The organism is Streptomyces sp. CB01881, assembly GCF_002953255.1.
Taxonomy (GTDB): Bacteria; Actinomycetota; Actinomycetes; order Streptomycetales; family Streptomycetaceae; genus Kitasatospora.
On sequence record NZ_CP026498.1, the window covers coordinates 5,362,078 to 5,386,947 of the forward strand.

Genomic DNA, 24,870 nt, shown 5'->3' on the forward strand with positions numbered 1-24,870 from the left:
TGTCTGCACGAATACTTGGATTTCCTACTATCTGAGACGGGAGCCGCCCGGGGGCACGCAGCAGGGCCCGGGCCACCGGTGGAACGGTGGCCCGGGCCCTGCTGTCGGAGGCCGTGCGGTGCTCAGGCGCCCAGGTCGACCGAGCGGGCGAAGCGGGCGCCGATCTCGGCGGAGATGGCGGTGAGGACCTCCTGCGGGATCTGGCTGTCCACGGTGATGGAGGCCAGCGCGCCGCTGCCGTCGCGGGCCACCTGCATGCCGGCGATGTTGATGCCGGCGTCGCCGAGGTGGCGGCCGAGGATGCCGACCACGCCCGGACGGTCCTCGTACTTGAAGAACGCCATGTGGTCGGTGAGCGCGACGTCCACGTCGAAGGCGTCCACGCCGACGATCTTCTGGGTCTGCTTCGGGCCGGCCAGGGTGCCGGAGATGGCGATCTCGCCGCCGTCGGCCAGGGTGCCGCGGACGGTGATCACGTTGCGGTGCTCGGGGCTCTCGCTGGAGGTGGTCAGGCGTACCTCGACGCCGCGCTCCTGGGCGAACAGCGGGGCGTTGACGTAGGACACCGTCTCCGCCACCACGTCCTCGAACACGCCCTTGAGGGCGGACAGTTCGAGCACCTTGACGTCGTGCTGGGTGATCTCGCCGCGGACCTCGACGTCGAGCCGGACGGCCACCTCGCCGGCCAGCGCGGTGAAGATCCGGCCGAGCTTCTCCGCCAGCGGCAGACCCGGGCGGACGTCCTCGGCGATCACGCCGCCCTGGACGTTGACCGCGTCCGGGACCAGCTCGCCGGCCAGCGCCAGGCGCACGGACTTGGCGACCGCGATGCCGGCCTTCTCCTGCGCCTCGTCGGTGGAGGCGCCCAGGTGCGGGGTGGCGACCACGTTGTCGAAGGCGAACAGCGGGGAGTCGGTGCACGGCTCCTTCGCATAGACGTCCAGGCCGGCGCCGGCCACCCGGCCGTCGCGCAGGGCGGCGGCGAGCGCGGCCTCGTCCACGATGCCGCCGCGGGCGGCGTTGACGATGCGGACGGTCGGCTTGACCTTGTGCAGCGCCTCGTCGCCGATCAGGCCGATGGTCTCCGGGGTCTTCGGGAGGTGGACGGTGATGAAGTCCGAGACCTCCAGCAGCTCCTCCAGCGAGACCAGCTTGACGCCCATCTGCGCGGCGCGGGCGGCCTGGATGTAGGGGTCGTACGCGACGATCTTCATGCCGAAGGCGGACATCCGCTGGGCGACCAGCACGCCGATGCGGCCGAGGCCGACGACGCCGAGGACCTTCTCGCTCAGCTCGACGCCGGTGTACTTGTTGCGCTTCCACTCGCCCTGCTTGAGGGCGGCGTTGGCGGGCGCGATGTTGCGGGCGACCGAGATCAGCAGGCCGCAGGCGAGCTCGGCGGCGGTGACGATGTTGGAGGTCGGCGCGTTGACGACCATCACGCCGGCCTTGGTGGCGGCCGAGACGTCCACGTTGTCCAGGCCGACGCCGGCCCGGGCCACGACCTTGAGCTTGCGGGCGGCGGCCAGCGCCTCGGCGTCCACCTTGGTGGCGGAGCGGATCAGGACGGCGTCCACGTCGGCGATCGCGGTCAGCAGCTCGGTGCGGTCGGCGCCGTTGCAGTGGCGGATCTCGAAGTCGGGTCCGAGGGCGTCGACGGTGGCGGGCGACAGCTCTTCGGCGATCAGGACGACGGCTTTGGATGTCACAGTGCTCACGACAGTGTGGTCCTTAACTGTGCGGTTCTCCCCGGCACGAAGGTGGCGTGGAATGCGGGGGGAAGGTGGCATGCCGCGTAGGTAGACGCACGACGCTGTGGGCCTGACGCGCACTCGGAAGTGTATCGACGGGCTGGGTACCAGGCTGCTCCCGTCCGGCGAAATCACCCGGACGGGAGCAGCCTAGTTGTACAAGGGAGTTACAAAATCAGGCAGATCCGATCGGACCGGTGCCCGGAGAGGCTCAGGCCTCTTCCTTGACCCAGCTCATCAGCTTGCGGAGCTGCTTGCCGGTGGTCTCCAGCAGGTGGTCCTCGTCGGCCTTCTTGTACTCGTTGTACTTGGGCAGGCCGGCCTTGTACTCGGCGATCCAGGTGTTGGCGAAGGTGCCGTCCTGGATCTCGGCGAGGACCTTCTTCATCTCGGCCTTGGTGGCGTCGGTGATGATGCGGGGGCCGGTGACGTAGTCGCCCCACTCGGCGGTCTCGGAGACCGACCAGCGCATCTTCTCCAGGCCGCCCTCGTACATCAGGTCGACGATGAGCTTCAGCTCGTGCAGGCACTCGAAGTAGGCGATCTCCGGCTGGTAGCCGGCCTCGACCAGGGTCTCGAACCCGGCCTTCACCAGGGCGGCGGTGCCACCGCAGAGGACGGCCTGCTCACCGAACAGGTCGGTCTCGGTCTCCTCGGTGAAGGTGGTCTTGATGACGCCGGCCTTGGTGGCGCCCAGGCCCTTGGCGTAGGACAGCGCGAGGGCGAAGGCGTTGCCCGTGGAGTCCTGCTCGACCGCGACGATCGCGGGGACGCCGCGGCCCTCCTCGTACTGGCGGCGGACCAGGTGGCCCGGGCCCTTCGGGGCGACCATGCAGACGTCGACGTCGGCCGGGGGCTTGATGAAGCCGAAGCGGATGTTCAGGCCGTGGCCGAAGAACAGCGCGTCGCCGGCCTTCAGGTTCGGGGCGATGTCCGCCTCGTAGACGTCGGCCTGGATCGGGTCCGGCACCAGGATCATGATGACGTCGGCCTCGGCCGCGGCCTCGGACGGGGTGACGACGCGCAGGCCGGCCTCCTCCGCCTTGGCACGGGACTTGGACTCCGGCTTCAGGCCGACCCGGACGTCGGCGCCGGAGTCGCGCAGGGACAGCGCGTGGGCGTGGCCCTGGCTGCCGTAGCCGATGACCGCGACCTTGCGGCCCTGGATGATGGACAGGTCGGCGTCGTCTTCGTAGAACAGCTCGGCCACGGGGGCACATCTCCTTGCGTGATGGTCTTGCCGGGTACTGCGTTTCCTACGGTACGTCGACCCGGCGGGGGTGTGGGGCAGTGCTTCAGGGGGTGAGACAGGGCGCTCAAGGGGCGGTGTCGCGCGTTGCGCGCCGTTGGAAGGGTGGCGGCGGGCGACGGGCGGGGGCGCGTCGGGGGTGTCACGCGCTCCGGTCGAGGGCGCGCAGCGAGCGGTCGGTGATCGACCGGGCGCCGCGCCCGATGGCGACCAGGCCGGACTGGACCAGCTCCTTGACGCCGTACGGCTCCAGCATCCGGAGCATGGCCTCCAGCTTGTCCGAGCTGCCGGTGGCCTCGATGGTCACCGCGTCCGGGGACACGTCGACCGTCTTGGCGCGGAACAGCTGGACGATCTCGACGATCTGCGACCGGGTCTCGTTGTCGGCGCGGACCTTCACCAGGACCAGTTCCCGCTGGATCGCAGCGGACTGGTCGAGCTCGACGATCTTTATCACGTTGACGAGCTTGTTGAGCTGCTTCGTGACCTGTTCCAGCGGGAGGTCCTCGACGTTGACCACGATCGTCATCCGGGAGACGTCCGGGTGCTCCGTCGGGCCGACGGCGAGGGAGTCGATGTTGAAGCCCCGACGGGAGAACAGCGCGGCGATGCGGGCGAGCACGCCGGGCTTGTTCTCGACCAGGACGGAGAGGGTGTGCTTGGACATGGGTCTCTGTATCCCTAGGTCTTTGAGGTCGGGGTCAGTCGGTGTCGTCGCCGAAGTCGGGCCGGACGCCCTTGGCGAACTGGATCTCGTCGTTGCTGGTGCCGGCCGCGACCATCGGCCAGACCATGGCGTCCTGGTGGACGATGAAGTCGATGACGACCGGGCGGTCGTTGATCTCCATCGCCTGCTTGATCACCGCGTCCAGGTCCTCCGGGCGCTCGCAGCGCAGGCCGACGCAGCCCATCGCCTCGGAGAGCAGCACGAAGTCGGGGATCCGGGTGCCCTGGGCCGGCGGCTCGATGCCGTCGTGGCCGGGGCCCGCGTGCAGCACGGTGTTGGAGTACCGCTGGTTGTAGAAGAGGGTCTGCCACTGGCGGACCATGCCCAGCGAGCCGTTGTTGATGACCGCGACCTTGATCGGGATGTCGTTCAGGGCGCAGGTGACCAGCTCCTGGTTGGTCATCTGGAAGCAGCCGTCACCGTCGATCGCCCAGACCGACGTCTCCGGGCGGCCCGCCTTGGCCCCCATGGCGGCCGGGACGGCGTAGCCCATGGTGCCCGCGCCGCCCGAGTTGAGCCAGGTGGCCGGCTTCTCGAACTGGATGAACTGCGAGCTCCACATCTGGTGCTGGCCGACGCCCGCGGCGTAGATCGCGTCCGGGCCGACCAGCTGGCCGATCCGCTCGATGACCTGCTGCGGGGAGAGCTGCCCGGCCGGAGCCGGCTCGTAGCCCAGCGGGTAGGTCTTCTTCCACTCGTTGAGCTTGACCCACCAGTCCACGTAGTCGCTCTTGTGGCCGGCGTCGAACTCGGCCTGGACGGCGACGATCAGGTCGGCCAGCACCTCGCGGGCGTCACCGACGATCGGCACGTCGGCCGGGCGGTTCTTGCCGATCTCGGCCGGGTCGATGTCGGCGTGGACGATCTTGGCGTACGGGGCGAAGCTGTCCAGCCGGCCCGTGACGCGGTCGTCGAAGCGGGCGCCGAGGGTGAACAGCAGGTCCGACTTCTGCAGCGCGGTGACGGCCGGGACGGAGCCGTGCATGCCGGGCATGCCGAGGTGCTGCGGGTGGCTGTCGGGGAAGGCGCCGAGCGCCATCAGGGTGGTGACCACCGGGGCGCCGGTCAGCTCGGCGAGGATCCGCAGCTCGGCCGTGGCGTTCGCCTTGATCACGCCGCCGCCGACGTACAGCACCGGGCGCTTGGCGCCGACCAGCATCTTCGCGGCCTCGCGGATCTGCTTGGCGTGCGGCTTGGTCACCGGGCGGTAGCCGGGCAGCGAGGTCTCGGCCGGCCAGCGGAAGGTGGTGGTGGCCTGCAGTGCGTCCTTGGCGATGTCGACCAGGACGGGGCCGGGCCGGCCGGTGGCGGCGATGTGGAACGCCTCGGTGATCACCCGGGGGATCTCGGCCGGGTCGGTGACCAGGAAGTTGTGCTTGGTGATCGGCATCGTGATGCCGCAGATGTCCGCCTCCTGGAAGGCGTCGGTGCCGATCGCCTTGGAGGCGACCTGGCCGGTGATGGCCACCATCGGCACCGAGTCCATGTAGGCGTCGGCGATCGGGGTCACCAGGTTGGTCGCACCGGGGCCGGAGGTGGCCATGCAGACGCCGACCTTGCCGGTGGCCTGGGCGTAGCCGGTGGCGGCGTGGCCGGCGCCCTGCTCGTGGCGGACCAGGATGTGACGCACCTTGGTCGAGTCCATCAGCGGGTCGTACGCGGGAAGGATGGCCCCGCCCGGGATGCCGAAGACGGTGTCCGCGCCCACGGCCTCCAGCGAGCGGATGAGCGACTGGGCGCCGGTCATGGTCTCGACGACGTGCTGGGGAGCGGGAGCGTGGGCGGCCGGGGTGTCCCCGCGGCGGGGGGATGCGGCGTGCTCAGTCATCTGCCTGTCTCTTCTCGGTTTTTGCCGGCCCGGGTGGTTGCGGGCCCCGTCTGTCGAGGGTGGGGTCCCGGGGGTCGGGCCGATCGCCGGCTCTGCCCCAATCGTCCCCCTTTTCCCGGTGGATCGGGGTGGTTGGGGGCGGCCGGGGCCAGTGGTCTTGCGGAGTGGAACAGTGTCAGTGCAACAAAAAACCCCTCGTGCCTAGGGCATGCGAGGGGTGGCGCGTCGGTCTCTCACGAGTCGGGCATGGCCCGCTCAGCCGACGCGCCCGCCAAGTACGAGAATTCGGGTGCGCATGGCAACGACCTTCCTCCCGTGCGGGGCCGACTGTCAAGCAGGTGGGATGACAGTCTCGCCATGCGGACCATGCCCCGGACCGGCCACCGCGCGGTGTTCGGGCAGGTCGGAGCCGCCGTGGTGATGTACGACACGCCCTGCCGCGGACTCCCCGCAGCCACTCGTACGGGTGTCCGCGGCGAGGTACGAGCGGCGGGCCGAGAGCGAGCCGAGCGGTCTCGGCAGCGGGTAGACCCGGCGGACCAGCGCGCGGCGCAGCCGGGTCTCGTCCAGGGGCGGGGCGAAGGCCGAACCCTGGCCCTGCCGGCAGCCCAACTCCTGGAGCACGGAGACCTGGCGCGGCAGGTCCACCCCCTCGGCGGCGGTCACCAGGCCGAGGTCGCGGCCGAGCCGCAGGGCGTGCCCGGCCAGCGTCCGGCCGAGCCCCGACTCGCCGAGGTCCTGGACCAGCGTGCGGTCCAGCTTGAGCCCGTCGAACGGCAGCCGGCCCAGCGAGCCGAGCGAGCCGTGACCGGCCCCGAAGCCGGCCAGGGCGGTGGAGACGCCGAGCCGGCGCAGCGCGGCCAGCCGGCGGCCGAGCTCGTCGGCCAGCGCGTCCGGGCCCGTCCTGGCGACCTCGACCACCAGCTGGCCGGCCGGCAGCCCGCTGTCCCGCAGCGCGGCCACCACGGCCTCGTACATGCCGGGCGAGCAGAGCCGCTCGGCCGACAACCGGACCGAGACCGGGACGGGCGGCGGCGCCGAACGGGTCCTGACCGGCAGCCCGCGCCGCAGCGCCGCGGCGGTCACCGCCTCGTGGACCAGCCAACGGGAGAACCGGGTGGCCGCGTCACCGTGCTCGGCGGAGCGCAGGAACTCGGCGGGGGTGAGCAGCAGCCCCTGGGCCGAGCGCCAGCGGGCCTGGGCCTCGACGCCGGTGACGGAGCCGGAGAGGAGGTCCACCACGGGCTGGTGCAGCAGCGTGAAGCCGCCCTCGCGGACGGCGACCCGCAGCCGCTCCTCCAGCTCCGACCGGCGCTCCAGGTCGGCCCGCATGGCCGGGGTGTAGAGCACCACCCGGCCCTTGCCCTCGGACTTGGCCCGGTACATCGCGAGGTCGGCGTTGCGCATCAGCTCGTCGGCGGCGGCTCTGGGGTCGGCGGCGGGGCCGCGCTCGGGGGTGCCGAAGGCGATGCCGATGCTGGCCGCGACGGCGAGTTCGGCGCCGCCGATCCAGTAGGGCTCGGAGAGCGCGACCCGCAGCCGCTCGGCGAGCTCCTGGACCTGGAGCCGGCCGAGCGGGCCGCAGACCAGCGCGGCGAACTCGTCCCCGCCGAACCGGGCGACGGTGTCCCCGCAGCGCACGGCGCCCTGGAGGCGGCGGGCCGCCTGGACGAGCAGCTCGTCGCCGACCTGGTGGCCGGCGCTGTCGTTGACCGCCTTGAAGCCGTCCAGGTCGAGGAAGAGCACCGCGACCCCGGCGCCGGCCCCGCCCTGCTGTCCGCGCGTGGCGAGGGCCCCGCGCAGCCGCTGCGCGAAGAGCGCCCGGTTGGGCAGGTCGGTGAGCGGGTCATGGGAGGCGTTGTGCTGCAACTGGGCCTGGAGTATCACGCGTTCGGTGACGTCCCGGCTGTTCAGGATCAGGCCGTCGCGGTACCGGTTGACGGTCGACTCGACGTGCAGCCACTCGCCGCCGCCGGAGCTGATCCGGCACTCCACCCGGGCCGCCGACGGCTCGGCGGCGGTGCCCGACGAGCGGTGCGCCAGCAGCCGGCCGCGGGCCAGGAAGCGGCGTACCTCCAGCAGCACCCGGTCCACGTCCTCGGGGTGGACGAGGTCCAGCAGGTTGCCGCCGACCAGCTCCTCGGGGTCCCGCCCGTAGACGCCGAGCGCGGCCGGGGACACGTAGGAGAGCACGCCGTTGGCACCGGCGATCATGATGACGTCGCTGGAGCCCTGCACCAGGGAGCGGAAGTGCGCCTCCTTGTGGGCGAGTTCCTGCGCCAGCGAGAGGTTGTCCAGCAGCATCACGCCCTGCCGCAGGATCAGCGCCAGGCCGACGGTACAGGCGGCGGAGGCCACCACCCGGTCCAACGGCCGCCCGCCGAGGGCGTTGTAGAGGATGCCGGCCGTACAGACCGCGGCCGCCGCGTACGGGGTGAGGGCGCTGAAGGTGGTGGCCACCCGACGGCGCGGCAGGCCCCCGGCCGAGGGGTGCTCGCGCAGCGGGCGGCGCCAGCGCGGCGACCATGGCGCCCAGGCGAGCAGCAGGCTGCCGGCGAACCAGCCGGCGTCCAGCAGCTCCCCCGAGTGGTAGCTGTTGCGCAGCTCGGGGGAGGTGAAGAGGGCGTCGCAGAGCACGGTGACGGCCAGGCCGATCATCGCGGTGTGCACCGCGGCCCGGTTGCCGTCCCGGCCGCCGAAGCGCAGCCCGACCACCAGGCTGACCAGCAGGATGTCCAGCACCGGGTAGGCCAGGTTGAGGGCGAGGCACAGCGGGGAGCCGTCCTCCCCGGCGGCGATCCGGCCGAGCGCGAGGCTCCAGCTGAGGGTGAACAGCGAGCCGGCCACCAGCCAGCCGTCGAGCAGCAGGCAGAGCCAGCCGGCGGCGCTGCGCGGGCGCTGGGCGAGGACGAGCACGCCGGTGATGGCGAGCGGGGCGAAGAGCAGGAAGGCGTACTCGGCGAGCGAGTCCTGCGGCAGCGGGGTGCGCTCGACCAGCTCGTACCAGCCCCAGGTGCCGTTGCCGAAGGCGACCATGAGCGAGGAGAGGCCGAACAGCAGCCAGGCCGGGCGGGCGTGGCCGCCGACCGCGCAGCCGTAGGCGAGGCAGGACAGCGCGGCCGCGAGGGCGGCCGCGGCCAGGCCGAAGTCACCCATGAAGATCGCCAGTTGGCGGGAGCCCCAACCGGAGGCCGCGCCGGTCGCATAGGCCACGCAGAGCACGCCGAGGACTGCGCCGGGCAGGCCACGGCTGTGGAGCATCCGGCAGACCGGGCCGCGCCCGGTACACCGGGACGTGTCGGCGTCCGGCACGCCCGGCCGTCCGGCTCCGGGCAGCACCGCATCGGTGGAGCTCACTCGGCCTCTCCCCCTCCGACCCGGGGCGTTGCGCCCCGGCCACGGGCCACCGGCCGCGCACCTGGTGGCCGTACGCGGTGACCTGGCACCCCGTCAGGGCGGTGGCCCAGGGGGCGGACGGCCTGCCGGCCGACGCACCGCACCGATGTTCCCGATCGGGACCCTACACCACTTCGGTCACTCAATGACACGCACACTCAACTTAGAGTAATGGTGCAAGGGTGGGGAATTGCACCCGAATCTGCCAGAACGGGCCGGTTGGCGGGGGCGTGCGGCGAGGGGCTCACGCGGCGCGCACAGGAGCACGCGGAGGCGCCCGCCGACCGGGGACCGGTCGGACCGGTACGGTCGGCGGGCGCGGACGGCGGCCCGGCTCAGCGGCCGGCGGGCGCCAGGTCCTCCGGGAAGAGCCGCAACCGGTGGGCCAGCGCGGCGGCCTCGCCCCGGCCGGCCACCGCGAGCTTGCCGAGGATGTTGGAGACGTGGACGCTCGCGGTCTTCGGGGAGATGTACAGCTCCTCCGCGATCTGCCGGTTGGTACGGCCCCGGGCGAGCAACCGGAGCACGTCCCGCTCACGGGGGGTGAGGCCGAAGGAGTCTCCCCCCGACGGCGGAGCGGCGGCGACGGGGGCACCCGCCCCGGTACGCCCGGAGAGCGCCAGGCCCGCCCGCTCGGCCAGCGCCGTGATCTCGGCGAGCAGCGCGGTGTCGGAGCGCGCCCCCGCCAGCTTCCGCGCCTCGCGCAGCAGTTCGGCGCCCGCCTCGCGGTGCCCGGCCAGCACCTCGGCCTCGCCGGCCCGCAGCAGCGCCGCCGCCAGCGGGCCCGGCAGCCCGGCCGGCCGCAGCGCCTCGACGGCGGTGGCCCACTGCGCCGGGGTGTCCCGGTCCTCGGCCCGGGCCAGTTCGGCCTCCAGCAGCCGCGCCCAGCCGTGGTGGAGCGACGCCTTGGGGGTCAGCAGGGCGGCCACCGCGGCGATCTTCGCCAGCACCTCGGCACGGCCCGGCCCGGCCTCCGGCAGGCCCCGGCTGTCGGCCTCGGCCGCGGCGCCGTCCACCAGCAGCGGGTAGAGCGCGGCCTCGTTCCCGGCGGGGATCGGGTTGTCGATCACGGCGAGCAGCTCGGCCCGGGCCTCCAGCAGGCGCCCGCCACGGGCGGCGATCAGCACCGCGAGCCGGGAGATCGGTACGGAGTGCTGGAACTGGCAGACCCGGTCCGAGGCCCGGGCCTGGGCCAGCATGCCGGCCGCCGAGGGGAGGTCCCCGCTCATCAGGGCCAGCTCGCCCCGCAACCGGTCGAGGAACTCCGCGTGGCTGCCCGGCTGCTGGGTCCGCTCGGCGCCGGCCAGCGCCTCGGCCGCCTCCTCGGTCCGGCCGAGGTCCATCAGCGCCTCGGCGAGGTTGCCGACCAGCAGGGTGCCGATGTTGCGCAGCAGGCCGTTGCCGTCGGCGGTCTCCAGCCCCTCCCGGGCCAGCACCACGGCCTCCTCCGCGCGGCCGAGCGACTGCAGCAGGCTGGCCAGGTTGTTGAGCCCGCGGAGCATGAGGTCCGGCACGCCGAGCTCGCGGGTGGCGGCGACCGCCGCGGACAGCTCCGCGACGGCGGCCTCGGGGTCGTTCCCCAGGTCGTTGCGCAGGGTGCCGAGCGTCATCCGGGCGTGCTGCTCGACCGCGTGCGCCCCCACCTCACGGGCGATCGCCGCGGCCCGCTCGGCGAGCTCGACGCTCTCGCCGGTGGGGCTGTTCAGCATCGCGATGCCCGCGCTCAGCGCGAACACCTCGGCCTGGACCGCGGACGGCGGCAGCTGCTCGACCAGCCGCCGGGCGTAGGCCGCCTCGTCCTGGTCCTTGGACCGGTTGAGGTGGCCGAACATCCGGGCCCGGTTCATCCGGAACCAGGCGGCGCGGGCCGGGTCCTTGGTCTCGTCGACCAGCTTCAGCGCCCGCCGGGAGAGGCTCAGCCCGCGCTCGCGGTCACCGCTGCGCCGGGCCGCGACCACCGCCTCCGCGAGGACGTCGACCAGTTGCAGCCGCTCGCACTCCGGATCGTGCGTCACCACGTCGCAGGAGCACGGCGGGTAGGTCTCGGCCCAGTCGTACGGGCGCAGGGTGTGCGCCAGCACCTCCTCGGAGACCTGGTCCCACAGCTCCAGGGCGCGCTCCAGCATCCGCAGCTGCTCGGCGAAGGCGTTGCGCCGGCGGGCGGCCCGGGCGGCGTCCAGGGCGCTCGGCAGGGCGCGGGCCGGATCGTGCGCGTGGTACCAGTAGTTGGCCAGCCTGGCCGGGCGGACGTCGCTGCCGACCAGGTGCGGCTGCGCCTCCAGCGCGGTGGCGAAGCGGCGGTTGATCCGGTGCCGCTCGCCGGGGAGCAGGTCGTCCGAGACGGCCTCACGGACCAGGGCGTGCCGGAACCGGTAGCCGTCGCCGTCGGTGTCCGGGCGCAGGATGTTGGCGCCGACGGCCGCGCGCAGCGACTCGATCAGCTCCTCCTCGTCGTCCAGCACGGCCGCCAGGAGCGCGTGTTCGACGTACGAGCCGCCCTCGGCGGCGATCCGCAGCACCCGCTGGGTCTCCTCGTCCAGCGCCTCGACGCGGACCAGCAGGATGTCCCGCAGCGAGTCGGTGAGCCCGGCCGAACAGCCGTCCTGGAAGGCGGTCGCGAGTTCCTCGACGAAGAACGGGTTGCCCTCCGAGCGGCGGTGGATCCGGTCGACCAGCTGCCGGTCCGGGTCGGCGGTGCCGAGGATGCCCGCCAGCTGCGCGGCGACCTCGCCCGGGCCGAACCGCTCCAGCTCCAACCGCTGCACGGTGCGCAGCCGCTCCAGCTCGGCCAGGAACGGCCGCAGCGGGTGCCGCCGGTGCAGGTCGTCGGTGCGGTAGGTGGCGACCAGCAGGACGCGGGCCCGGTGCAGCGTGCGGACCAGGTAGGCGAGCAGCTCCCGGGTGGAGCGGTCGGACCAGTGCAGGTCCTCGACGGCGAGGACGAGGGTACGGTCCGTGCCGAGCCGCTCGAACAGCCTCGCGGTGTGCTCGAACAGCCGGGCCCGGCCGTACTCGTCGTTGGGTTCGCCGTCGGCCTCGCCGAAGTCGGGCAGCAGCCGGGCGAGATGGCCCTCCATGCCGGCGGCGGCCACCTCCAGCTCGGTGCCGAGACCGCGGTGCAGCCGGCGCAGCGCGGTGGCCAGTGGCGCGTACGGCAGGCCCTCGGCGCCGACCTCCAGACAGCCGCCGACGGTGGTCACCACTCCCCCGCCGTCGGCGTCGGCCCGGGCGAGGAACTCCTCCAGCAGCCGGGTCTTGCCGACGCCGGCCTCGCCGCCGACCAGCACGGCCTGCGGGCTGCCGGAGCCGGCCCGCTTCAGAGCATCCGTCAGCTCGGTGATCTCCGTTCCACGGCCGACGAAGACGGGACTCACCGATATCTGCTGCATGGAGGCGAGCATGCCATAAGCCGATCCGCCCGGCCGAGGGGTTATCCCGTCCTCGGAACGCCCGGAAGGGGAGGCGCTGGATCGCGCCTCCCCTTCCTTGTCCGCCCCGGCCGCTGCCGGGTGCCGGCCCGTCAGCACTCGCGCAGACGCGCGGCGCGCCGGTCGGCACGGGTGGTGACCAGGCGGCGCAGCCCCCGGCCGGCCTTGGCCTCACGGACCAGGCGCTGGTGGTCGGCCTCGGCGTGGAGTTCCCGCACCTGCTGCTGGATGAGCTCGTACTCGATCACGGTGTTTCCCCTCGTGGTGGTCTCTCGTTCTGAGGTAAAGACTCCTCTCCCAGGGGGGTGCACCACATCGGCAGCCTGCCGCATCTTCCGGGGACCGATCGCCTTAGGCGGGGTCCCGGAAACGGCGAAGGCCCGGATTCACCCCCACTTACGAGGGTGAATCCGGGCCCTAGACCGTACTAAGGCGCCTTAGAAGGCCTTAGGCGCCTTAGAACCTTAGGCGACTGGCAGCGCCGAGCAGGCGCCGAGGCGCTGCAGACCGTGCCTACTGTCCTTCCACGCCGAGGCGCTGCAGACCGTGCCTACTGTCCTTCCACGCCGAGGCGCTGCAGGATCAGGTCCTTCACGCGGGCCGCGTCGGCCTGGCCGCGGGTGGCCTTCATGACCGCGCCGACCAGCGCGCCCACCGCGGCGACCTTGCCGTCGCGGATCTTGGCGGCGATCGCCTCGTTGCCGGCGATGGCCTCGTCGACGGCGGCACCGAGCGCGGAGTCGTCCGAGACGACGGCCAGGCCGCGCTTCTCGACGACCTCGTCCGGCTCGCCCTCGCCGGCCAGCACGGCCTCGATGACCTGGCGGGCCAGCTTGTCGTTCAGCTTGCCCTCGGCGACCAGCGCGGTGACCCGGGCGACCTGCGCCGGGGTGATCGGCTGCTCGCTCAGCTCGGTGCCGGTCTCGTTGGCGCGGCGGGCCAGCTCGCCCATCCACCACTTGCGGGCCTGGTCGGCCGGGGCACCGGCGGCGATGGTCTCCTGGATCGGCTCGACCGCACCGGCGTTCAGCACCGACTGCATGTCCTTGTCCGACAGGCCCCACTCGGCCTGGAGCCGGGCACGGCGCACGCGCGGCAGCTCCGGCAGCCCCGCCCGCAGCTCCTCGACCCACTCGCGCGAGGGCGCGATCGGGACGAGGTCCGGCTCGGGGAAGTAGCGGTAGTCCTCGGCGTTGTCCTTGATCCGGCCCGAGGTGGTGCTGCCGTCGTCCTCGTGGAAGTGCCGGGTCTCCTGGACGATCGTGCCGCCGTCGGTCAGCACGGTGGCGTGCCGCTGGATCTCGAACCGGGCGGCCCGCTCCACGCTGCGCAGCGAGTTGACGTTCTTGGTCTCCGAGCGGGTGCCGAAGGTCTTCGTGCCGTTCGGGCGCAGCGACAGGTTGACGTCGCAGCGCATCTGGCCCTTGTCCATCCGGGCCTCGGAGACGCCCAGCGCCTTGATCAGCTCGCGCAGCTCGGCGACGTACGCCTTGGCGACCTCGGGGGCCCGCTCGCCGGCGCCCTCGATCGGCTTGGTGACGATCTCGATCAGCGGGATGCCGGCCCGGTTGTAGTCGAGCAGCGAGTGGGTGGCGCCGTGGATCCGGCCGGTCGCGCCGCCGACGTGGCTGGACTTGCCGGTGTCCTCCTCCATGTGGGCGCGCTCGATCTCCACGCGGAAGGTCGAGCCGTCCTCCAGCTGCACGTCGAGGTAGCCGTTGAAGGCGATCGGCTCGTCGTACTGCGAGGTCTGGAAATTCTTCGGCATGTCCGGGTAGAAGTAGTTCTTCCGGGCGAACCGGCACCACTCGGCGATCTCGCAGTTCAGCGCCAGGCCGATCTTGACGGCCGACTCCACGCCGATCGCGTTGACCACCGGCAGCGAGCCCGGCAGGCCCAGGCAGGTCGGGCAGACCTGGCTGTTCGGCTCGGCGCCCAGCTCGGTCGAGCAACCGCAGAACATCTTGGTCTTGGTGCCCAGCTCGACGTGGACCTCAAGGCCCATCACCGGGTCGTACGACGCGAGAGCGTCCTCGTAGGAGACCAGGTTCATGACGCTCACAGCGTCCCCTTCGCTAAAAGTCTGTGGAGGTACGGGCCCGGCCGCGCACAGGGGTGCGGGCCGGGCCGGGGCTGCTCAGCCCAGCAGGACGTCGTCGTCGCCGAGGCAGCGCAGTTCGCGCACGAGCAGGGCCGTGCCGGTGATCAGTGCGGCGGCGCCGACCAAGGCGTTGACCAGCTTCAGCGTGTCGTTCTCGGTGCGGGCCTTCTTGACGTCCTTGTACACGGAGATGGCGCCGAAGGCGCTGGTCCCGATGGACAGCCACAGGCCGGGCTTGCTGTGCTTCCACCCCTTGATGGAGCTCGGGGCCTTGCCCTTCTCGATCTTGCTCACAGTGCCGGTGCCTCCTCCAGCAGGGGGTGCCCCCACTTGTCGTTGAGCGCGGCCTCGACGGCGCCGCCCACGCGGTACAGGCGGTCGTCCGCCATCGCGGGTGCGATGATCTGCAGGCCGACCGGGAGATTGTCCTCCGGGGCCAGACCGCAGGGCAGCGACATGGCCGCGTTGCCCGCGAGGTTCGACGGAATCGTGCACAGGTCGGCCAGGTACATCGCCATCGGGTCGTCGGCACGCTCGCCGATCGGGAAGGCGGTGGTCGGCGTGGTCGGCGAGATCAGCACGTCCACGCCGGCGAAGGCGGCGTCGAAGTCGCGCGAGATGAGCGTGCGGACCTTCTGGGCCGAGCCGTAGTAGGCGTCGTAGTAGCCCGAGGAGAGGGCGTAGGTGCCGAGGATGATGCGGCGCTTCACCTCGGGGCCGAAGCCGGCCTCACGGGTGAGGGCGGTGACGTCCTCGGCCGAGCGGGTGCCGTCGTCGCCGACCCGCAGGCCGTAGCGCATCGCGTCGAAGCGGGCCAGGTTGGACGAGGCCTCACTGGGCGCGATCAGGTAGTACGCCGGCAGCGCCAGGGTGAACGACGGGCAGGAGACCTCGACGACCTCGGCGCCCAGCTCGCGCAGCAGCTCCACGGACTCGTTGAACCGCTGCATCACGCCGGCCTGGTAGCCCTCGCCGGCGAACTCCTTGACCACGCCGATCCGCATGCCGCGGACGTCGCGCAGCTTCGCCGCCTCGACCACGGCCGGGACCGGCGCGTCGATCGAGGTGGAGTCCAGCGGGTCGTGGCCGGCAATGGCCTCGTGCAGCAGCGCCGCGTCCAGCACGGTGCGGGCGCACGGGCCGCCCTGGTCGAGGCTGCTGGAGAACGCCACCAGGCCGTAGCGGGAGACCGAGCCGTAGGTCGGCTTCACGCCGACGGTGCCGGTGACGGCGCCCGGCTGGCGGATCGAGCCGCCGGTGTCGGTACCGATCGCCAGCGGGGCCTCGAAGGCGGCCAGCGCGGCGGCCGAACCGCCGCCGGAGCCGCCGGGGATCCGGCTGAGGTCCCACGGGTTGCCGGTGGCGCCGAAGGCGGAGTTCTCGGTGGAGGAGCCCATCGCGAACTCGTCCATGTTGGTCTTGCCGAGGATGACGACGCCGGCGTCCTTGAGACGCGTGGTCAGCGTGGCGTCGTACGGCGGGATCCAGCCTTCGAGGATCTTCGAGCCGCAGGTGGTCGGCACGCCCTTGGTGGTGAAGACGTCCTTCAGCGCCAGCGGGACGCCGGCCAGCGGGCCGAGCTCCTCGCCCTTGGCGCGCTTCTCGTCCACGGCCTTGGCGGCGCTCAGCGCGCCCTCGGTGTCGACGTGCAGGAAGGCGTTGACCTTCTTGTCGACGGCCCCGATGCGGTCCAGGTGCGCCTGGGCGACCTCGACGGCGGAGACCTCGCCCTTGGCGATGGCGGCCGCGGTCTCGGCGGCGGTGTAGCGGATCAGGTCGGTCATCTCGGTCAGTCCTCCCCGAGGATCTGGGGAACGCGGAAACGCTGCTCCTCGGCGGCCGGGGCACCGGCCAGGGCCTGCTCCGTGGTGAGCGACGGCCGCACCTCGTCCGCGCGCATGACGTTGGTCAGCGGGAGCGGGTGGGAGGTCGGCGGGACGTCCTGTCCGGCGACCTCGGAAACGCGGGCGACCGCGCCGATGATCACGTCGAGCTGCTCGGCGAAGTGGTCCAGCTCTTCGGCCTGCAACTCAAGACGCGACAGCCGAGCGAGGTGGGCGACCTCCTCGCGCGTGATGCCAGGCATGCAGCGATCCTCAGGGTGAGTTCTGGTGAGGCCCGGCGGTGCGGTGAGGCGGTGCCGGACCCGGGCGGGAGCAGCCGGCTCGGCGCTCCCGTCCTCTTGGTCTGTGGCCCCATCCTATGGGGCGCGGCCCTGCCACCGGCCAACGAGTAACGCCGGGGCCCGGTCACCGCGGCCACGGACGCCGGCCGGCCCGGCGTGCCGGAGGCGCCACTGCGGCCGGTTCGGGGGCTAGTTCGGCGTGCCGGGGGCCCGGATCTCCATCTGCGCGGCCTGCGCGGCCTGGATCACCGGCGGCAGGACGGACTGGCCGACCGGGTTGATCACCGGCTGGATGCCGGCCTGGAGCACGGGCTGGGCAGCCGCCTGGATGCCGGCCTGGACACCGGCCGGGAGCACCGGCGGGATCGCGGGCGCGATGGCCGGCTGGGCACCGGGCTGGAGCACCGGCGGCAGCCCCGGCTGGACGGCCGGCGGCAGCTGCGCGGCCGCGCTGAACCGTTCCACCGTCGGCGCGCCGGTGCGGTGCACCCGCAGCCAGGCGGTGGCCTGCTCGGCCGGCAGCGCCGCCGAGACCAGCCAGCCCTGGACGGCGTCCACGCCCATGCGGTGCAGCCGCTCCCAGGTCTCGTCGTCCTCGACGCCCTCGGCGACCACGGTCAGGCCGAGCGAGTGCGCCAGCTCCACCGAGCAGCGGACCACCGCCGCGTCGTGGTCGTCGGCGACCATCCGGGAGACGAAGGAACGGTCGATCTTCAGCTCGCCGACCGGCAGGCTGCGCAGCCGCACCAGCGAGGAGTGGCCGGTGCCGAAGTCGTCCAGGGACATCCCGACGCCGTAGCCGCGCAGCTCGGCCAGGGTGTCCGCGGCGCGCCGGGAGTCGTCCAGCAGCAGCCGTTCGGTGATCTCCAGCTGGAGCGCGTGGGCCGGCACCTGGTGGCGGACGAGGTGCCCGGCGACCCGCTGGGCGAAGCCCGGGTTGAGCACGTCGCGCGGCGAGACGTTCACGGCGACCTGCACCTGGAGGCCCTGGTCGCGCCAGTAGGCGAGCTGGCCGACGGCCGCCTCCAGCACGTAGTCGGTGAGCCGGGGCATCAGGCCGCTGGACTCGGCGAGGCCGACGAACTCGTCCGGCGAGACCTTGCCCTGGCCCGGCCGCTCCCACCGCAGCAGCGCCTCCAGGCCGACCACCCGTCCGTCGAAGGCCACCTTCGGCTGGTAGTGCAGCTGCACCTCGCCGGTCTCCAGCGCCCGCCGCAGGTCGCCCAGGAGCCCGATCCGGTAGGGCGTGTCGGCGTCCTGGGTCTCGTTGTACTGCTCGACGGAGGTGCGGCCGTGCTGGGCGTGACCCATCGCCACGTCGGCGCGGCGCAGCAGCGACTCGGCGTCCTGGGCGTGCTGCGGGTAGACGCAGACGCCGGCGCTGGCCTCCAGGACGAGCAGCAGCCCGTCCAGGCGGATCGGCGCGGCCAGCTCGGCGATCAGCGCCTTGGCGACCCGCTCCAGGGTGTCCGGGCAGCCGACGCCGGGGAGCAGGACGGCGAACTCGTCGCCGCCCATCCGGGCCACCAGCGGACGCCCGCCCCGGTAGTGCCGGGGCAGCCCGGCGAAGACGTCGTCTATCGACTCCCGGGTGGCGCTGCCCGCCGGGCCGCCGGAACGCAACGCCCGGTGCAGCCGGCGGGCGATGTGCACGAGTAACCGGTCGCCGGCGGTGTGCCCGAGCGTGTCGTTGAGTGACCGGAACCGGTCGAGGTCCAGCAGTATCAGCCCGACGCTGTACCCCTGCTCGTGCTCGGCGATCGCCTCCTGGGCCGCCAGCAGCAGCGCCTGGCGGTTGGGCAGGTCCGTCAGCGGGTCGGTGAGCTGGTCCCGGGCCCGGTCACGGGCGATCCGCCACGCCGCGACCAGCACGGCCAGCGGCACCGCGAAGAGCGGCAGCAGCTCGGGCTCGTACCGGTAGACCAGGACGGCCAGCGGGATGAGCGGCGCGGCGCCGGCCAGCAGCACGCCGAGCAGCAGGACCGCACCCGCCACCCCCTGCGGCGGGCGTGTGGGCGCACCGCCGGTCGTACGATCCATAAGCCCTGTCCTCCGTCGGGCCCGCCCCGTCAGGCCGCCTTACGGTGAGGCACCGTGCTGGTGCCGGCAGCTGCCGGGCATGGAGCGACCCCGCGGAGACCGGCTCAGCCGGTGCCCCCACCCCTGCTGACACTCTGTTGCGCTCCAGGGTATTCCGGGGTCCACCCGGCGGGCAGACTTTCGGACAACCGGGAACACGCCACCGAGTTCGGGTGCCGCGCAGTGACACAATGCCCGCTTTCACTGTGCGGCACCCGGTGACGTTGCATCAGGACGATAACAAGACGGATTCGGCGCTTCCGCGCGCGGGTCAGCCTTCGGCCGGGGCCTCCTCCACGGGCTCCTCGGCGGGTTCCTGCCCGTCGGCCTTCTTCGCGGCCCGCTTCCGCGCGGGCGCCGCCGCCACGGGCTCCGGCTCCTCCGGCAGGCCCAGGTGGAGCCGCGCCGCCCCCGGCCCCTGCTCAAGGAGAACGGCGAAGCCCGCGTCGTCCAGCACCGGCAGTCCGAGCTGAACGGCCTTGTCGTACTTGGACCCGGGGTTGTCGCCGGCCACCACGAAGTGGGTCTTCTTCGACACCGAGCCGGTCACCTTCGCTCCGCGCGAGGTCAGCGCCTCCTTGGCGCCGTCCCGGGTGTGCCCGGCCAGGGTGCCGGTGACGACGACGGTCAGGCCCTCCAGGGGGCGTTCGCCCTGCTCGTCGTCCCCGGCCTCCTCGGTGAAGCGGACGCCGGCCCGGCGCCACTTCTCCAGGATCTCCCGGTGCCAGTCCTCCTGGTGCCACTCCTTGATCGAGCGGGCGATGATCGGGCCGACGCCCTCGACCGCCGCCAGCTCCTCCTCGCTCGCCTCGAAGATCCTGTCCAGGTCGCGGAACTCCCGGGCCAGCTCCTGGGCGGCCACCGGGCCGACGTGGCGGATCGACAGCCCGTTGATGAACCTGGCCAGCGGGCGGTCCTTCGCCTTGCCGAGGTTGTCGAGAAGCGTCCCGAGCGACTTCTTCGGCACGCCCGTGGTGGTGGCGAAGAAGAAGACCTCCTTCTCCTTGCCGGTCTTGTCGTCGAGCTTCGGCATGCCCGTCTTCTGGTCGCGGACCAGCACCTTGATCGGCAGCAGCTGCTCCTCGGTGAGGCCGAAGATGTCGCCCTCGTCCCTCACCGGCGCCTCGGCCGGCTCCAGCGGCTGGGTCAGCGCGGTGGCGGCGACGTAGCCGAGGCCTTCGACGTCCAGCGCCGAGCGGCCGCCGAGGAAGGCGATCCGCTCCCGGATCTGCGCCGGGCAGAACTGCGCGTTCGGGCACCTGAGGTCGATGTCCCCCTCGGACATCGGCCGCAGCTCCGCGCCGCACTCGTGGCAGTGCGCGGGCATCACGAACTCCTGCTCGGTGCCGTCCCGCAGGTCGTAGACCGGGCCGAGGATCTCCGGGATGACGTCGCCGGCCTTGCGCAGCACCACGGTGTCGCCGAGCAGGACGTCCTTGGCCTTGACGACCTGCTGGTTGTGCAGCGTCGCGTACTGGACCATCGAGCCGGCCACCTTGACCGGCTCCGCCAGCACCGCGTACGGGGTGGCCCGGCCGGTGCGGCCGATGCCGACCTTGATCGCGGCGAGCTTGCCGGTCACCTCCTCCGGCGGGTACTTCCACGCGATCGCCCAGCGCGGGGACTTGGAGGTGGCGCCGAGCCGGCCCTGGAGGGCGATCTCGTCGACCTTGACCACCACGCCGTCGATCTCGTGCTCGACCGAGTGCCGCTGCTCGCCGTACTGCCCGATGAAGGCGCGGACCTCGTCGAGGGTGGCGACCACCCGGTTGTGCCGCGCGGTGGGCAGGCCCCAGTCGTGCAACAACTGGTAGGCGTGCGACTGGTTGTCGATGTCGAAGCCGACCCGGGCGCCGATGCCGTGCACCACCATGTGCAGCGGCCGGGAGGCGGTGACGTGCGGGTCCTTCTGGCGCAGCGAACCGGCGGCGGCGTTGCGCGGGTTCATGAACAGCCGGATCATCGCCCGGGGCCGCCTGCCCTCCTTGGCGCGCTCCTCGTTCTCCTGCCGGCGGCGCTCGTTCTCCTCCGCGAAGGAGGCGTTGAGCGCCTCGAAGGCCTCGGTCGGGAAGTAGACCTCGCCGCGGATCTCGACCAGCTCGGGGATGTCGTCGCCCTTGAGCTGGTGCGGGATCTCCCTGATGGTGCGGACGTTGGCGGTGATGTCCTCGCCGACCCGGCCGTCGCCGCGCGTCGCGGCCTGCACCAGCTGGCCGTTCTCGTACGTCAGGTTGACGGCCAGGCCGTCCACCTTGAGCTCGCACAGGTAGTGGTAGTCGATGCCGTGCAGCTCGCCGGCGACGCGCTCGGCCCAGGCGGCGAGCTCGTCGCCGTCCATGGCGTTGTCCAGGCTGAGCAGCCGCTCGCGGTGCTCGACCGCGGCGAACAGCTCCGTCGGGGCGCCGCCCACCCGCTGGGTCGGCGACTCCGGGGTGACGAGCGCCGGGTGCTCGGCCTCCAACCCCTCCAGCTCGCGCATCAGCGCGTCGAACTCGGCGTCGCTGACGACCGGCGCGTCCTGCTCGTAGTAGCGGGCACGGTGGTCCGTGATCTCGACCGCCAGCTCGGCGTGCCGTCTGCGCACCTCTGCCGGAACGTCCTCCCAGCCCTCGACAGCCACCACCGCAAGCCCTCCGTTGACTCTTACTCCGGGTTGTCCACCAGGCTCTGCGCCGCCCGCGCGCTGAGCGACAACGCCTGGCGCGCGTACGCCGGGGAGGCCCCGGCCAGCCCGCAGGCGGGTGTCACCAGCACGCGGCGGCCGAGCAGTTCCGGGGCGAACCCGAGCCTGCGCCACAACGTCCTGACACCCTGGACACTACCGGCCGGGTCCGACACCGCCTGGTCAGTGGCGGGGACGACACCCGCGAGGATCGCGGTGCCGCCCTCGACCGCCTCGCCGAGGTCGTCGTCCGTCCGGTCCGTCAGGAGCGAGAAGTCCAGCGAGATCCCGGCCACCCCGGCCCGGCGCAGCAGGGGGATCGGCACGTTCGGCGCGCAGGAGTGCACGATCACCGGCGCGTCCAGGCCGCGGACCAGCTCGCGCAGGGTCTCCTCCGCGACCTGCCGGTCCACCGCGCGCAGCCGCTGGAAGCCGCTGGCCGTCTTCACCGCGCCGGCCAGCACGGCGGGCAGCGAGGGCTCGTCGAGCTGGAGCACCACCTCCGCGCCGGGGATCCGCCTGCGGACGTCGGCGAGGTGGCGGCGCAGGCCCTCGGTGAGCGAGCCGGCGATGTCACGGCAGGCCCCGGGGTCGGCGAGCGCCTTCTCGCCGTGCTTCAACTCGACGGCGGCGGCCAGCGTCCACGGCCCGACCGCCTGCACCTTCAGCGCGCCCCGGTAGCCCTGGGTGAACTCCTCCAGGGCGTCGAGGTCCTCGCCGAGCCAGGAGTGCGCGCGCCGGGTGTCCCGGCCGGGGCGGTCGGTGAAGCGCCAGCCGCTCGGCTCGGTCTGGGCGAACAGCTCGACCAGCAGGCCGGCCCCGCGCCCGATCATGTCGGCGCCCGGTCCGCGCGCGGGCAGCTCCGGGAGGAACGGCAGGTGCTCCAGCGCCCCGGTGGCCGTCCTGGCGGCCTCCCGCGCGTCGGTGCCGGGCAGCGAGCCGACGCCGGTGGCGGCGCCGACCAGGTCGGGGAAGGGGTGTCCGTTGCTCACCCGTCCGAGCCTAGTGCGCCGGGCGGGCGCGGTCCGCACCTGGGCGCGGCCCCGCCGCCGGGCCGTGGGCTCGGGGGCGGGGCCGCCGGGGTGCTGCGGTACTGCCGGGGTAACGCCGAGGCCGGGATCAGTACGCCTGGTAGCCGAACAGGTCGACCGCCAGGTGCACGGGCCCGTCACTCGCGTTGTAGAACGACACCTTGCCGTCCTTCACCGGCACCACGACCTGGTTGGGGATGGTCTCCCCGCGCACGAAGTTGATGTTCGACGCGTCGGGTGCCGCGCCACCGTGCGGGTACACGGTGAGGTGTCCGTCGGCGCCGGGCTCGATGACCGTGACGTTCAGGGTCGCCGCCCCGATGCCCGCCACGTCGGCGAGGTCCACCACGACGGTGCCCCAGGCCGGCACGGGGCCGCCCGGTCCGCGGGTGTCCAGCTTCCGGGTCGGTCCGTTCGGGCTGTAGGTGAGCTTGCCCTCGGCCGTGTAGTAACCGGCCAGGTCGGCGATCAGCTGCACGGAGGCGCCGGAGGCGTTGTAGAACGACACCCTGCCGTCCTTCACCGGCACCGTCACCAGGTTGGCGATCGTCCTGCCCGCCGTCCAGTTCAGGTTCGAGGCGTCCGGCGCCTGGTCCCCGTGCGGGTAGACCGTCAGGTGACCGTCCTGCCCGGGCTCCGTGACGGTCACGTTCATCGTCACCGCCGTCACCCCGCTCGCCGGCACCCCGGCCAGGCCGGTCACCGGGAGGTCGACCGTGCCCCACGCCGGAACGGCCTGCGCCGGACCGCCGACACCGGTACGGGTGTCCAGCAGACGGGTCGGGCCCTGCGGGTGGAAGAAGTCGCCCTTGGGGCCGTAGTAGCCCGCGAGGTCGGCGATCAGCTGCACGGAGGCGCCGGAGGCGTTGTAGAACGACACCCTGCCGTCCTTCACCGGCACCGTCACCAGGTTGGCGATCGTCCTGCCCGCCGTCCAGTTCAGGTTCGAGGCGTCCGGCGCCTGGTCCCCGTGCGGGTAGACCGTCAGGTGACCGTCCTGCCCGGGCTCCGTGACGGTCACGTTCATCGTCACCGCCGTCACCCCGCTCGCCGGCACCCCGGCCAGGCCGGTCACCGGGAGGTCGACCGTGCCCCACGCCGGAACGGCCTGCGCCGGACCGCCGACACCGGTACGGGTGTCCAGCAGACGGGTCGGGCCGGCCGGGGTGAAGAGACTGCCGAAGTCCGGGTTCTCGTACGCGCCCCGGTCCCGGAAGCCCGTGCCGGTGCCCGTGTTGGGCACGGTCGGGTTGTCGACGGCCGCCATGCCGTACTGGTCGGCCGGCAGCATCCACGGCGCGTTCTCGTCGGCCGAGTCGATCGTGTGGTTGACCGGCGCGTCGGGGCCCTTCGGGACCCACGGCGGCGCGACGAAGTCGTGCGCGCCCTGGCCGCTGGCCGCGGTGAACGCCGGCTGGGCGGTGAAGGCCGTGCCGGCCCAGCTGTAGGCGGCGGCGCCACTGCTCGGGTCGACCACGTTGTAGTCCACCTTCGTACCGGCGGTCGCACCCTGCGCGACCGTGATCCCGGTGGCCCGGGCGGCGTCGTTCCCGCACGGCTCGCCGCTGCGGGCGGTGCTGACCACGTTGTTCTCGACGACGGCGCCGCTCGATCCGCCGTTCAGCGCCAGCGCGGGAAAGCACCAGGAGTGGACGCTGTTGCTCACCACGACGGTGCCGGGGGCGTCCTCGACCAGGATGCCGGTGGCGGGGCCGTAGGAGTCGCTGTTGATCCCGTTGGTGGTCAGGACCGTCCCGGTGGAGCCCCCGTCCACGGTGAACGGCGACTGCCCGCGCACCGCGGCGACCGTGCCCCCGGCGTAGACGACCTGGCTGGAGCCGCCCGTGACGTGGACGGCGCCGTTGGTGGTGACCCGCGAGAAGGACACGTCGTGCCCGCCGTCGACCAGCAGGACGCCCTTGTCGATGTTCGGCTCCACCAGGAGGCTCTCGAACCGGATGTGCGAGGCGCCGCGCACGGTGACACCGGTGTCCGGCGCGCTCCCCATGCCGATCGCCGCGAGCGAGTCGCCGCCGCCGCCACTGCGGAAGGTGATCGGCGCCTCGGCCGTACCGGAGCGGGTGAGCACCAGGGACTCGCGGTAGGTACCGGGCTGGATCTCCACGGTCTGGCCGGGCTGGGCCACGGCCGCGGCGGCCCCGACGGTGCAGTACGGCGCAGCCTGGGCGCCGGTGCCGCTGTCGGTGCAGGCGGCACCGGGCCTGTTGTTGACGTACAGCGTGGCGGGCGTGGCGGACGCGGTCGACAGACCGGCAGGCAGGCCGATCGCGCCGATCATCGTCGCACCGGCGACCAGCGCCATGCGGGTTCTGGAAATGGCTTCCCCCTGAGATGCAAAGGCACGGATCGTGCCGTTCGGCCCTGGATGTTCGAGGTGATCGAACGAAGGGCGAAGCGGATCATTCCACAGCGGAAGAACCTTCGACAAAGCTGTTTTGACGCCCCGCCAGAGCAGCTCGGGAGCGCCGGACC

15 protein-coding genes are annotated in these 24,870 nt (G+C 72.7%); all 15 read right to left on the reverse strand.

All coding sequences use genetic code 11. From position 1 onward, the window contains the following. Nucleotides 1-122: 122 nt before the first annotated feature. The 15 genes from serA to C2142_RS39755 all read right to left on the reverse strand — a co-directional run bounded on the left by serA (nt 123) and on the right by C2142_RS39755 (nt 24,700). A complete protein-coding gene (serA, locus tag C2142_RS13230) occupies nt 123-1,709 on the reverse strand; it encodes a phosphoglycerate dehydrogenase (RefSeq protein ID WP_148644757.1) in 1,587 nt (528 codons plus the stop codon). A gap of 253 nt (nt 1,710-1,962) precedes the next feature. Continuing rightward, nucleotides 1,963-2,961 carry a ketol-acid reductoisomerase gene (gene ilvC / locus C2142_RS13235; RefSeq protein WP_148642821.1) on the reverse strand — a complete coding sequence of 333 codons (999 nt, stop codon included), beginning with the start codon at nt 2,959-2,961 and terminating at the stop codon, nt 1,963-1,965. A gap of 181 nt (nt 2,962-3,142) precedes the next feature. Next, nucleotides 3,143-3,667 (reverse strand): acetolactate synthase small subunit, encoded by a 525-nt coding sequence (gene ilvN, locus C2142_RS13240; protein ID WP_148642822.1) that lies wholly within the window; start codon nt 3,665-3,667, stop codon nt 3,143-3,145. Nucleotides 3,668-3,701: 34 nt separating this feature from the next. Further along, the gene (locus C2142_RS13245) at nt 3,702-5,555 is read right to left on the reverse strand and encodes an acetolactate synthase large subunit (RefSeq protein ID WP_148642823.1); all 1,854 of its coding nucleotides are present in this window, start codon (nt 5,553-5,555) and stop codon (nt 3,702-3,704) included. A 330-nt stretch (nt 5,556-5,885) separates the two neighbouring features. Further along, a complete protein-coding gene (locus tag C2142_RS13250; protein ID WP_148644758.1) occupies nt 5,886-8,816 on the reverse strand; it encodes an EAL domain-containing protein in 2,931 nt (976 codons plus the stop codon). A gap of 470 nt (nt 8,817-9,286) precedes the next feature. After that, on the reverse strand, nt 9,287-12,340 hold the full coding sequence (locus tag C2142_RS41550) for a helix-turn-helix transcriptional regulator (RefSeq protein WP_277347254.1): 3,054 nt from the start codon (nt 12,338-12,340) through the stop codon (nt 9,287-9,289). Nucleotides 12,341-12,471: 131 nt separating this feature from the next. Next, nucleotides 12,472-12,627 carry a hypothetical protein gene (locus C2142_RS13260; RefSeq protein WP_153882778.1) on the reverse strand — a complete coding sequence of 52 codons (156 nt, stop codon included), beginning with the start codon at nt 12,625-12,627 and terminating at the stop codon, nt 12,472-12,474. A 302-nt stretch (nt 12,628-12,929) separates the two neighbouring features. Next, complete coding sequence (gene gatB, locus C2142_RS13265; protein ID WP_148642825.1) at nt 12,930-14,441, reverse strand: Asp-tRNA(Asn)/Glu-tRNA(Gln) amidotransferase subunit GatB; 1,512 nt, start codon at nt 14,439-14,441, stop codon at nt 12,930-12,932. 75 nt (nt 14,442-14,516) lie between these two features. Further along, nucleotides 14,517-14,774: a hypothetical protein gene (locus C2142_RS13270; RefSeq protein WP_241002555.1), complete on the reverse strand. Its 258-nt coding sequence runs from the start codon at nt 14,772-14,774 to the stop codon at nt 14,517-14,519. Continuing rightward, the gene (gatA, locus tag C2142_RS13275) at nt 14,771-16,264 is read right to left on the reverse strand and encodes an Asp-tRNA(Asn)/Glu-tRNA(Gln) amidotransferase subunit GatA (RefSeq protein WP_148642826.1); all 1,494 of its coding nucleotides are present in this window, start codon (nt 16,262-16,264) and stop codon (nt 14,771-14,773) included. The genes C2142_RS13270 and gatA overlap by 4 nt, the downstream gene beginning before the upstream one ends. A gap of 5 nt (nt 16,265-16,269) precedes the next feature. After that, nucleotides 16,270-16,566: an Asp-tRNA(Asn)/Glu-tRNA(Gln) amidotransferase subunit GatC gene (gatC, locus tag C2142_RS13280; protein WP_148642827.1), complete on the reverse strand. Its 297-nt coding sequence runs from the start codon at nt 16,564-16,566 to the stop codon at nt 16,270-16,272. A gap of 228 nt (nt 16,567-16,794) precedes the next feature. Continuing rightward, the gene (locus tag C2142_RS13285) at nt 16,795-18,645 is read right to left on the reverse strand and encodes a bifunctional diguanylate cyclase/phosphodiesterase (protein ID WP_148642828.1); all 1,851 of its coding nucleotides are present in this window, start codon (nt 18,643-18,645) and stop codon (nt 16,795-16,797) included. Between the two features lie 310 nt (nt 18,646-18,955). Further along, nucleotides 18,956-21,304, reverse strand: coding sequence for an NAD-dependent DNA ligase LigA (gene ligA, locus C2142_RS13290; RefSeq protein ID WP_148644760.1), 2,349 nt, complete (start codon nt 21,302-21,304; stop codon nt 18,956-18,958). 23 nt (nt 21,305-21,327) lie between these two features. Further along, nucleotides 21,328-22,338, reverse strand: a complete 1,011-nt coding sequence (locus C2142_RS13295; protein ID WP_148642829.1) for a methionine synthase — start codon at nt 22,336-22,338, stop codon at nt 21,328-21,330. 127 nt (nt 22,339-22,465) lie between these two features. Further along, nucleotides 22,466-24,700: a right-handed parallel beta-helix repeat-containing protein gene (locus tag C2142_RS39755; protein ID WP_148642830.1), complete on the reverse strand. Its 2,235-nt coding sequence runs from the start codon at nt 24,698-24,700 to the stop codon at nt 22,466-22,468. Nucleotides 24,701-24,870: the final 170 nt, after the last annotated feature.